General features: G+C 70.9%; 8 protein-coding genes and 1 riboswitch. Of the genes, 3 read left to right on the top strand and 5 right to left on the bottom strand.

Features of this window, described 5'->3' with window-relative positions; all coding sequences use genetic code 11:
• Positions 1 to 28 precede the first annotated feature (28 nt).
• The 3 genes from ACQYVW_RS12575 to ACQYVW_RS12585 all read right to left on the bottom strand — a co-directional run bounded on the left by ACQYVW_RS12575 (position 29) and on the right by ACQYVW_RS12585 (position 3835).
• Positions 29 to 1633 (bottom strand): peptide chain release factor 3, encoded by a 1605-nt coding sequence (locus ACQYVW_RS12575; RefSeq protein WP_434932769.1) that lies wholly within the window; start codon positions 1631 to 1633, stop codon positions 29 to 31.
• A 205-nt stretch (positions 1634 to 1838) separates the two neighbouring features.
• Entirely contained in the window at positions 1839 to 2747 is a 909-nt protein-coding gene (locus tag ACQYVW_RS12580) for a peptidoglycan DD-metalloendopeptidase family protein (RefSeq protein ID WP_434947201.1), read from the bottom strand.
• Complete coding sequence (locus ACQYVW_RS12585; protein ID WP_434947202.1) at positions 2744 to 3835, bottom strand: phytase; 1092 nt, start codon at positions 3833 to 3835, stop codon at positions 2744 to 2746. Before ACQYVW_RS12585 ends, ACQYVW_RS12580 begins: the two co-directional genes overlap by 4 nt.
• A 95-nt stretch (positions 3836 to 3930) precedes the next feature.
• A riboswitch (SAM riboswitch) is annotated at positions 3931 to 4058 on the top strand.
• Between the two features lie 98 nt (positions 4059 to 4156).
• Here ACQYVW_RS12585 and metX point away from each other — a divergent pair.
• Genes metX through ACQYVW_RS12600 form a run of 3 tightly spaced genes read left to right on the top strand, consistent with a single transcriptional unit; the run spans position 4157 to position 7517 of the window.
• Positions 4157 to 5200 (top strand): homoserine O-succinyltransferase MetX, encoded by a 1044-nt coding sequence (metX, locus tag ACQYVW_RS12590; protein ID WP_434947203.1) that lies wholly within the window; start codon positions 4157 to 4159, stop codon positions 5198 to 5200.
• Positions 5197 to 6432 carry an O-succinylhomoserine (thiol)-lyase gene (locus tag ACQYVW_RS12595; RefSeq protein WP_434947204.1) on the top strand — a complete coding sequence of 412 codons (1236 nt, stop codon included), beginning with the start codon at positions 5197 to 5199 and terminating at the stop codon, positions 6430 to 6432. The genes metX and ACQYVW_RS12595 overlap by 4 nt, the downstream gene beginning before the upstream one ends.
• The gene (locus ACQYVW_RS12600; protein ID WP_434932764.1) at positions 6429 to 7517 is read left to right on the top strand and encodes a homoserine dehydrogenase family protein; all 1089 of its coding nucleotides are present in this window, start codon (positions 6429 to 6431) and stop codon (positions 7515 to 7517) included. The genes ACQYVW_RS12595 and ACQYVW_RS12600 overlap by 4 nt, the downstream gene beginning before the upstream one ends.
• 121 nt (positions 7518 to 7638) lie before the next feature.
• On the opposite strand, the gene ACQYVW_RS12605 is transcribed toward ACQYVW_RS12600, so the two are convergent.
• Together ACQYVW_RS12605 and ACQYVW_RS12610 are read right to left on the bottom strand one after the other, a co-directional pair.
• The gene (locus ACQYVW_RS12605) at positions 7639 to 9690 is read right to left on the bottom strand and encodes a glycosyl hydrolase family 18 protein (RefSeq protein WP_434947205.1); all 2052 of its coding nucleotides are present in this window, start codon (positions 9688 to 9690) and stop codon (positions 7639 to 7641) included.
• A 580-nt stretch (positions 9691 to 10270) separates the two neighbouring features.
• Positions 10271 to 10511, bottom strand: a 241-nt coding sequence (locus ACQYVW_RS12610) for an L-serine ammonia-lyase, iron-sulfur-dependent, subunit alpha (RefSeq protein ID WP_434946877.1), incomplete at its 5' end; no start/stop codon positions are given.

Genomic DNA, 10511 nt, shown 5'->3' on the forward strand with positions numbered 1-10511 from the left:
GGAGGCCGGGCAGGCCTGGCCTGAGCCGTCAGCTCACCGATACCGCATGGGCGTGTTCCCGGGTGGCCATGAACCTGACCGCAGGGGCGCGCTCCTCGGCGAGCTGCAGGTTGACCCGGGTCGGCGCGAGGTAGACCAGCTCGCCGGCCGCGTCGATCGACAGGTTCATCGCATGCTTTTCGCGGAATTCCTCGAGCTTCTTCTCGTCATCGCACTTCACCCACCGCGCGGTCGCCACCTGGACCGGCTCGAAGATCGCGTCCACGCCGTACTCGTCCTTGAGCCGGTAGGCGACCACGTCGAACTGCAGCACGCCGACCGCGCCGAGGATCAGGTCGTTGCTCATCAGCGGGCGGAAGAACTGGGTGGCGCCTTCTTCCGACAGCTGCGCCAGGCCCTTCTGCAGCTGCTTGAGCTTGAGCGGATCGCGCAGCCGCGCGCGGCGGAACAGCTCCGGTGCGAAGTTGGGGATGCCGGTGAAGCTCAGTGCCTCGCCTTCGGTGAAGGTATCGCCGATGGAGATGGTGCCGTGGTTGTGGATGCCGATCACGTCGCCCGGCCAGGCCTCGGCGGCGATCTCGCGATCGGAGGCCATGAAGGTCAGCGCGTTGGCCAGCTTCACTTCCTTGCCGCTGCGCACATGGTAGGCCTTCATGCCGGCGCTGAAGCGGCCCGAACACACGCGCATGAACGCCACGCGGTCGCGGTGCTGTGGGTCCATGTTGGCCTGGATCTTGAATACGAAGCCGGTCAGCCTGTCTTCCCGTGGTGCCACGTCGCGCCCCGTGGTCGCGCGCGGACGCGGGGAGGGTGCGTGCTCGACGAAGAAGTCCAGCAGCGGCTGTACCCCGAAGTTGTTGACGCCAGAGCCGAAGAACACCGGGGTCTGCTTGCCGTCCAGATAGGCCTGCTTGTCGAAGGGATGGCTGGCGCCTTGCACCAGTTCCAGTTCGTCGCGCAGGCTGGCCAGCATCTGCGCGCCGATCTTCTCTTCCAGTCCCGGCGCGTCGAGCGAGGGGAAGATGGTCGAATCCTGACGGGTGAAGTTGCGGCCCTGCTCGTACAGGTGCACCTCGCCCGTGAGCAGGTGCACCACGCCCTTGAGGCGCTGGCCCATGCCGATCGGCCAGGTCACCGGCGCGCACTGGATGCCCAGCACGCTTTCCACTTCGTCGAGCAGCTCGATCGGGTCCTTGCCCTCGCGGTCGAGCTTGTTGATGAAGGTCATGATGGGCGTGTCGCGCATGCGGCACACCTCCATGAGCTTGATCGTGCGCTCCTCCACGCCCTTGGCCACGTCGATCACCATCAGCGCCGAGTCCACCGCGGTGAGCACGCGGTAGGTGTCCTCGCCGAAGTCGGCGTGGCCGGGGGTGTCGAGCAGGTTGACGATGCGGCCCTCGTAGGGGAACTGCATCACCGAGCTGGTGACCGAAATGCCGCGTTCCTTCTCCAGCGCCATCCAGTCGGAGGTGGCGTGGCGCGTGGTCTTGCGCGACTTCACCGAGCCGGCCATCTGGATCGCGCCCCCGAACAGCAGCAGCTTCTCGGTGAGCGTGGTCTTGCCCGCGTCGGGGTGGGAGATGATGGCGAAGGTGCGGCGGCGCGCGGCTTCGGTGGAAACGTCAGGCATGGCGATACCCGCCGCACTGGCGTCGGGAGGTCTGGGAAAGATGGAAATTATACGGGGCGCGGCCGGGCAGGGCGCGATGCGCGCGATCGCGCCGGCGACAGCGGGCCGGGGTGCGTGGTCGGGGCCTGCCCGGTGCGGCGAGGCGGGAAGCGCGGGGCTGCGCATTGCCGTCCTCCGAGCGCCCGGGCAGGAGTGGCGCCCCGCGTCAGTCTGCCGGCGGTTCGAGTCCCCGGGCCTCGCCGAAACGCAGGATGCCGTGCGGGCCGAACATGCGGAACGGCACCGCTTCCATCCGCATGCCGCGGTTGGCCTGCACCACGAAGTGCAGGTGCGGGGCCGTACTCAGGCCGGTGTTGCCCGAGCGGCCGATCGACTGGCCACGGCGCACGCGTTCACCGGGCCGGACCAGCACGCCGCCGGTCTGCAGATGCGCGTAGAGGGCCATGGTGCCGTCGTCGTGCAGCACGCGGATGAAGTTGGCGCGGGCCAGCAGGCTGGCCTCGTCCTCGCCATCGGCCTCGCCGTAGTCCGCTTCGGCCTGGATCACCAGGCCGTCGCGCGCGGCCACCACCGGGGTGCCCACCGGCGCGGCGAAGTCGACGGCGTAGCGGTTCTCCGCGTCGCGATGGCTGTGGCTGCCGCCCCAGGCCTGCTGGATGCGCAGCGGGGCGGACGGCAGCGGCCAGGCGTATTCGACGTCGCGCGGCCGTGCGCTGGGAGAGCCGGGCACGGCGGCCACGAGCAGGCGCGGATTGCCCTGGGCGATCCGCGCCAGCAGGGCGCGGGAGTACGGCGGTATCGTGGCCCGCGCGGGCAGGGCCGGTTCGCTGGCGTAGGCCACGCCGTCGGCGTGCAGCATCACCTCGATCGGCCCGGCCAGCAGGTTGTCGACCCAGGCCTGCGCGCCGATGGCGTCCGGCACCACGCGCAGGCGCGCCACCGCCACCGGCTCGGCGCGCATCGCGATGCGCTCCACGCCCTCGGCATGGCGCGCGTCGACGCGATCGGCGTAATGGACCCGGCCGTCGGCGTCGGTCCAGCGGTAGAGCGTCGAGGCCTGCGCGCTGGCCAACGCAAGCGCCGCGATGGCAACGGCCAGCCGCCGCCGGCTCATTGGCGGCAAGCCGGATCCAGGTCGAGCGCGCGGGCGACATCGCCCAGATCGAACGCGGCCACGGCGCGGTCGCTGTGGACGGCGAACAGGACGCCCTCCGGAAAACGCGCGGTCGGCGCGGCATGCAGGCTCACGCCGTCGGTCCAGGCGGTGACCTGGCCGCTGAAGGCGCCGCGTGGCGTCAGGTCCTTGCGGTCGAAGACGCGGAACACCGTGAGCGGCCGGAGCTGGTCGGCGACGACCCAGTAGCCGGTGTCGGCGGTGCAGGCCCACAGCGCGATTCCCTCGGGCTCGGCGAGGAAGGCGCCAGGCCCTACGCCGCCGCCGGTGAAGCGGCCGTCGAGCGCGTACTCGCGCAGCGCCGCCCCATGCCGGGCGTCCTCGTCGGCGACCAGGAGACGGTCGTACCTCGGATCGCCCAGAAGCGATTCGACGATGCGCAGCGCGGTGTCCGGCGCGGTATCGCCGAACGCGCCCAGATGCCGGGGCTGCGGCTGGCCCTCGCCGTCGGTGTCGATGCGGAAGCGGTGCACACGCTGGGCGAGCTGCGCCAGCGGTGGCACGGTCCTGAAATCGGGACCATCCATGAAACTGTCGGTCACGTAGACCTGCAGCTGGCCGGGTTCGGATTCGTAAGCCCACAGACCATACGGGCTGCGCAGCTTGTCTTCGCCGAAGCTGCCCAGCGGACGGAAGCCGGGCAGCGACAGCATCTGCACCCGGCGGTTGTCGCGCTCGGATACCAGCAGCAGATCGCCGTGGACGAACACGCCATTGGGCCGCAGGAACTCGCCATCGGCGGTCCCGCGGTGGCCGACGCTGCGCAGCTGCTCGCCACTGTCGGCGTCGAACACGACCAGTTCGTGGCTGTTCTTGGCGGTGGCGATCAGCCAGACCGCGCGGTCCTCGGTAGGCCAGGTGGCGAGCGAGTCCAGCTCGTCCTCGGGGTTCTCCACGGTGACGTAGCGCTCGGGCACGGTCACGGCGTCGGCCCCCGGCGCGGGCGCGGGTCCGGAGCCGACGGGGGCGTGCGGGGTCGCACAGGCGGCCAGCAGCAGGGCCGCCAGGAGGGGAAGGGCAGAACGCATGGCGCGGATTATCGCCGCAAGCGGCCCGCCTGCGAAGTATCGCTTCATCGGCATGAAGCGATTGACAGGCGCCCGGGGCGCTGGCAATCTGCCCCCATCCATCGAGACCGGCTGAGGGACAGGCCCGAAGACGCCGGGGCAACCTGATGGAGGCGACCGCAAGGTCGGCTCTGTCGCGGTGCCAAGTCCTGCGGGGACCTGAGTGTCTACCGGAAGATGGTTGTGCAGCACCGCTCGTGGTGGATGCGCATCTGGCCGGCCTTGCCGGCAGTCTTCCGATCCCCGCAAGCCTCGTTGGCGTCCTCTCCAACGGATTGCGCCATGGGTCTTGTCCACGCCACCGCCAGCCCCTGTCCGCCGCCTGCCGCGGCGTCGGCGGATGCGCGCGCGCCCGTCGCCGATCCGTCGGGCGCGCGGCGCGGCGTGCTGGAGGTGGCGATTCCGCTGCGCCACGCGGGGCCGCGCCCGGTCCGGATCGCCTGGGAGATCGTCGGCCCCGAAGACGCACCGGTGGTGCTGGTGGCCGGTGGCATCTCCGCCCATCGCCACATCGCGGCCAATGCGCAATTCCCCGAAGCCGGCTGGGCCAACGACCTGGTGGGCCCCGGCCGCACCCTGGACCCCGCGCGCCTGCGCATCCTGGGGTTCGACTACCTCGGCGCCGATGGCCGCATCGATGCGCCGCTCGACACTGCCGACCAGGCCGACGCCGTGGCCGTGCTGCTCGATGCGCTGGGCATCGAGGCCTTGCGCGGTTTCGTGGGCTATTCCTACGGCGCCCTGGTGGGGCTGCAGTTCGCGATCCGCCATCCGGCGCGTGCGGCCACCCTGGTCGCCGTGAGCGGCGCGCATCGCGCGCATCCCTACGCCGCGGCCTGGCGCGCGCTGCAGCGCAAGGCGGTGGCACTCGGCCAGCTGCAGTGCGCCGATGTCCAGGGCCTGTCGCTGGCGCGCCAGTTCGCGATGCTCAGCTACCGGACGCCCGAAGAATTCGAAGAGCGCTTCGACGCTCCGCCGGAAGTCGTCAACGGGCGCGTACGCGTCGCCGCCGAGGACTATCTGGACGCGGCCGGTGCGCGCTTCGTCGCGCGTACGTCGGTCAACGCCTGGCTGCGCCTGTCCGAGTCGATCGACCTGCACCGCATCGACCCGGCGCAGGTCCGGGTGCCAACCCTGGTGGTCGCGGTCGAAGGCGACCGCCTGGTGCCGCTGTCCGATTCGGTGGCCCTGGTCGAATCCCTCGGCACGCCGGGCCAGCTGCGCGTGCTGCGCTCGCCCTACGGCCACGACGCCTTCCTGAAAGAAACCGACCGCATCGACGGCATCCTCGCCGGCGCGCTGCGCAACCCTGGAGAACCCGCATGACCGCCAGTTCCACGTCCGTTGCCAGCCACGGGGCCTGTCGTCCCGCCACCAGTGCGGTGCGCGCGGGCATCGACCGCGATACCGCGTACGGCGCGGTCACGCCGCCGATCGTGCTGTCGAGCAACTTCAGCTTCGACGGCTTCGGCAACAAACGCGAGTACGACTACACCCGCAGCGGCAATCCCACGCGGGACCTGCTGGGCGAGGCGCTGGCCGAACTGGAGGGCGGTGCCGGCGGCGTGGTCACCGCCACCGGCATGGGCGCGATCACCCTGGTGCTCAACGCCCTGCTGTCGCCCGGCGAGAAGCTGGTGGTGCCGCACGATGCCTACGGCGGCAGCTGGCGCCTGTTCAACGCGCTGGCGAAGAAGGGCCATTTCGAGCTGATCACGGCCGACCTCACCGACCCGCGCTCGCTGGCCACGGCGCTGGCGCAGTCGCCGAAGCTGGTGCTGATCGAGACGCCGTCCAACCCCTTGCTGCGCGTCACCGACCTGCGCTTCGTGATCGAGGCCGCGCATCGCGCCGGCGCGTTGGCCGTGGTCGACAACACCTTCCTCTCGCCGGCGCTGCAGACGCCGATCGCGTTCGGTGCCGACGTGGTGCTGCATTCGACCACCAAGTACATCAACGGCCACAGCGACGTGGTCGGCGGCGCGGTCGTGGCGAAGACGCGCGAGCTGCATGAGCAGTTCGCCTGGTGGGCGAATGCGCTGGGCATCACCGGATCGCCGTTCGACAGCTTCATGACGTTGCGCGGCCTGCGCACGCTGGATGCGCGCCTGCGCGTGCACCAGGAGAACGCGCAGGCGATCGCGCTGCAGCTGGAAGCGCACCCGGCGGTGGCCAGAGTGCACTACCCCGGCCTGTCCTCGCATCCGGGGCATGCGCTGGCCTCGCGCCAGCAGAGCGGCTTCGGCGCGATGCTGTCGCTGGAGCTCGAAGGCGGCGTCGAGGCGGTGCGCGCCTTTGTCGACGGCCTGCGCCATTTCACCCTGGCCGAATCGCTGGGCGGCGTGGAAAGCCTGGTGGCGCACCCGGCCTCGATGACCCATGCGGCGATGACCGCCGAGGCGCGCGCGGCGGCCGGGATTCCCGACGGACTGCTGCGGCTGTCGGTCGGCATCGAGGCCGGCGATGACCTGCAGGCCGACCTGGCCGCGGCGCTCGAGCGCGCGCTGGCCGCGGCGTCCGCCGATCGCGCCGCCGGCCTGCAGCGGGTGGACGCATGAGCTCGGTGACGCCGATCCGGCCTTCGGCGCCGACGCGTATCGGTCGTGTCGCGCTGCTGGGCACGGGCGTGGTGGGCAGCGCGGTGGTCGCGCGCTATCGCCAGCTGGTCGAGCGGGGCGTGACGCTTCCCCAATTCGCATGGCTGAGCAACTCGCGCGTGCAGCTGCCCGCCGGCGAGTCGTTGGACGCCGCCATCGCCCAGGCGCGCACCGCGCCGCGCGGCACGGGCGCGGTGCCGCCCTGGGCCGAAGGCGAGTCGCTGTCGCGTGGCGACATCGTGATCGATGCCACTGCCAGCGACACCGTCGCCGGCTGGCACCCCGAGTGGCTGCTGCGCGGGATCCATGTCGTCACCGCCAACAAGCTGGGCAATGGCGGCGACCTGGCGCGCGCGCAGGCGATCGTCGATGCGCAGCGGGAAGGCGCGCGCTACGGCGATTCGGCCACGGTCGGCGCTGGCCTGCCGTTGCTGCGCCTGCTGCGCGAACTGGTCGCCGGCGGCGACCGCATCCACGCCGTGGAGGGCGTGCTGTCGGGGTCGCTGGCCTGGCTGCTGTCGCGCTACGACGACACCCGGCCGTTTTCCGACCTGGTGCGCGAGGCGCGTGACGCCGGCTATGCCGAACCCGATCCGCGCCAGGACCTGTCGGGCGAGGATGTGCGCCGCAAGCTGCTGATCCTCGCGCGTGCCGCCGGCCTGCCGCTGGAAGCGCGCGAGATCCGGGTCTCGTCGCTGGTCCCCGACGCGTTGCGCGATGCGCCGGCCGATGCCGTCGATGCGCAGCTGTCCGCACTCGACGCGCCGCTGCGCGAGCGCTTCCTCAACGCCTACCGCAACGATGCGCGGCTGTGCTTCGTCGGCCGTTTCGACGCCGAGCGCGGCGCGAGCGTGGGCCTGCGCGCACTGCCGCTGTCGCACCCGCTGGCCAGCGGCAACGGCACCGACAACCGCGCCGCGATCTTCAGCGACCGCTACAGTGATCAGCCGCTGGTGATCCAGGGGCCTGGCGCAGGCGCGAAGGTGACGGCAGCGGCGTTGCTGGACGACGTGCTGCGGATCTCGCGCGCCGCAGGCGCCGGCTGACCGGATCGATCCGGCAGCGCGGATCCAGGAGCTGGCGCGGGCGGGCTGGCACCCACCGATGAAGAACGACGGCCGCACAGGGCGGCCGTCGTCGTGTCGCGCATCGCGGCGTGGGCTGGCGTCAGCGCAGGCCGTCGTGGATCGCGTTGACCAGCGTGCCGTTGGCGTCGTCGCCACTGAACTCCCAGAAGAACGCGCCGCCCAGGCCGCGCGCCTTCACGTACTGCATCTTCTCGCCGACCATCTGCGGCGTGTCGTAGCTCCAGAACGTGCTGCCGTCGTACTTCCAGCTGGCGCCTGCGACCGGATCGGTGTGGATCGTGCCGGGCCGGGTCCTGATCACCTTGAAGTCCTCGATGCCGGCTTCATAGGTGCCCTGGGCAGCCGAACCGCTCTGGTACAGGCCGTTGTTGGCGCCCGCCACGCCGGTCCAGCCGCGCCCGTAGAAGCCGATGCCCAGGTGCAGCTTGGCGGCAGGCACGCCGCGGTCGAGGAACGCCTGGATCGCATCATCGCTGTTGTAGAACGCGGTATCGCCCGTCGACGGATCGGCCGGCGAGGCGAACAGCGCGCTGTGATGGTTGGTCCGCGAATCCCACGCGCCGTGGAAGTCGTAGGTCATCACGTTGATGTAGTCCAGGTACTGGTGGTACTGGCCGGGATCGGTGACGCGCACCTTGTCGATGCCGGCGCCAACGGCGACGGTCAACAGCAGGCCCGGCCGCACGAGGTCGAGCTGGCGCCGGAACTCGGCGAGCAGGGCGGTGAAGTTCGCATTGTCCTCGGGTCGCCCGCACGCCAGGCCGCAGGCGACGGGATATTCCCAGTCGATGTCGATGCCGTCGAACACGCCGGCCGCCGCGGCCGGACCGCCGGCACCTTCGACCACCGGCAGGTTGCCGCGGATGTAGGCGTCGATGCAGGAGGCGACGAAGGCCTGGCGGTTCTCAGGCCGGGCCGCGTCGGAGAAACCGCGCGACCAGGTCCATCCGCCCAGCGAGATCAGCACCTTGAGGCCGGGGTTGCGCGCCTTGAGCTGCTTGAGCTGGTTCCAGTTGCCGCGCAGCGGCTGGTCCCAGGTATCCGCCGCGCCGCTGACGCTCTCGCCCGCCTGGAAGGCCTTGGTGTAGTCGGCGAACGCGTCGCCGCCGGCGCCGGTGTTCGGATCGGCAGGTTGCGTGACCCCCACTTCGCAGCGGTTGTTGCGGACGTTGCCGAAGGCGTAGTTGATGTGGGTGAGCCTGGACGCCGAGCCGCTGCTCTGGATGTTCTTCACCAGGTAGCCGCGGCCGTAGATGCCCCATTGCGCGAAATAGCCGATCACGTTGCGGCCGCTACCGGTGCCGTCGTCGGCGGTGGTGCTGACGGCCAGTTCGGCGCCCTGCGCGGACGCGTTGCCGGCCGCGTCGCGGGCACGCACGCGATAGCGGTACTGGGTTCCCGGCACCAGCGCGGTGTCGGTGAAGCCGTTGCTGGTCGGCGAGCCCACCAGGCTGCCGTTGCGATAGACGTCGTAGCCGGCGAGGCCGCTGCCGCCCGGGCTGTCGGTGGAGGCGGTCCACGCGAGCTGGATGCTGCGCGGGGCGCGGGCGACGGCATTCAGGCCGGTCGGCACGCCGGGCGGGGTGACGTCGGCATTGTGGCGTACGGTGATGGTCACGGCGGTGGAGCGGCGCGTGGCGTTGTCGTCGTCGGTGGCCACCGCAGTCAGCGCGTGCGTGCCGACGGGCGGGTTGTTCCAGGTCGCGCCGTAGGGAGCGCTGGCGTCGACGCCGAGCGACACCGATCCGGCGAAGAACTCGACGCGCTGCACGCTGCCGTCGGCATCGCTGGCGTTGGCGCTGATGGCGACCGGCGTCCCGGCGTTGAAGTTGGCGCCGTTCGCCGGGGCGGTCAGCGAGACGCTGGGCAACTGGTTCTCGCCGCCGGTGCCGCAGGCGCCGAGATCGGTGTACCAGCCGCAGGAAGGGCAATGCGTCGGCGGCGCGTTCCAGATGGGAATGTTGGCCTGGTACAGGCGGTTCTGGTAGACCAGCCGGTCGCCGGGGTTGTAGACGGTCGATGTGTTCCAGGCGGGCACGGCGGCACAGCTGGCGGTCTGCGCCTGCGCGGACAGCGCGGGCGCACAGGCGGCCGCAAGCAGCAGCGTGGCAAGGGCGGTTCTGCGGTGCATGGTCTGACTCCTTCTTCCGTGACGGTGACAGTGGCGGGCGATGCCCGGAGACCCTCCGGTCTGCATGCGTTGCTGGTGCCAGGTGGACGCGGTCCAGTGGGGCCGGAAGGTGCCGACCGCCAGGGGCGGGCGGCAGCGTTGCGCAAGCGCTGCGTCCGACGGTGTCGATGCTGCCAACGATCCTGTCGGAGCAGGCCTACATGACGAGCGCCGACCATCGTTGTCAAAGCCTTTCTGGCCGATATGCAGGTCGAATCACAATGTCTCATGACAACGATGACAACGGTGGCGCGCGCGGCGCGGGCGTGTCTGTCGCATGGCCTGTGCGGCGCTGACGGATGGACCGGACGCTGTCGCCGGCGTCTTGTCGTGACTTCGCGCACGGATGGGGTGGCCGCGGGCACGGCCTGCCGGTCTCCCGACTCCGGGCCTGACCGTCGCGGGCTTGGCCGGGGCGGGCGGTTCGGGGGATGCGTGAGCTGGCTGCGGACGGCGCGCCGGACAGGGGCGGGCGATCAGGTGGCCGGACGGGGAACGGTCTTGCCGGACGCGGATCCATCGCCCCGGGTACGGCGCGACCTCAACACTCGATGACGTTCACCGCCAGCCCGCCGCGGCTGGTTTCCTTGTACTTGTCCTGCATGTCGCGGCCGGTCTGGCGCATCGTGCGGATCACCTTGTCCAGGCTGACCTTGTGCTGGCCGTCGCCGCGCAGGGCCATGCGGCTGGCGTTGATCGCCTTCACCGAGCCCATCGCATTGCGCTCGATGCAGGGGATCTGCACCAGGCCGCCGATCGGGTCGCAGGTCAGGCCGAGGTTG

The organism is Luteimonas campi (assembly GCF_051162505.1).
In the GTDB taxonomy this organism is placed as follows: domain Bacteria; phylum Pseudomonadota; class Gammaproteobacteria; order Xanthomonadales; family Xanthomonadaceae; genus Luteimonas.

What these genes read in the sequence shown, in the direction of transcription:
- ACQYVW_RS12575 (WP_434932769.1), bottom strand. Translation starts at nt 1,633, where the DNA reads ATGCCTGACGTTTCCACCGAAGCCGCGCGCCGCCGCACCTTCGCCATC.
- ACQYVW_RS12580 (WP_434947201.1), bottom strand. Translation starts at nt 2,747, where the DNA reads ATGAGCCGGCGGCGGCTGGCCGTTGCCATCGCGGCGCTTGCGTTGGCC.
- ACQYVW_RS12585 (WP_434947202.1), bottom strand. Translation starts at nt 3,835, where the DNA reads ATGCGTTCTGCCCTTCCCCTCCTGGCGGCCCTGCTGCTGGCCGCCTGT.
- metX (WP_434947203.1), top strand. Translation starts at nt 4,157, where the DNA reads ATGGGTCTTGTCCACGCCACCGCCAGCCCCTGTCCGCCGCCTGCCGCG.
- ACQYVW_RS12595 (WP_434947204.1), top strand. Translation starts at nt 5,197, where the DNA reads ATGACCGCCAGTTCCACGTCCGTTGCCAGCCACGGGGCCTGTCGTCCC.
- ACQYVW_RS12600 (WP_434932764.1), top strand. Translation starts at nt 6,429, where the DNA reads ATGAGCTCGGTGACGCCGATCCGGCCTTCGGCGCCGACGCGTATCGGT.
- ACQYVW_RS12605 (WP_434947205.1), bottom strand. Translation starts at nt 9,690, where the DNA reads ATGCACCGCAGAACCGCCCTTGCCACGCTGCTGCTTGCGGCCGCCTGT.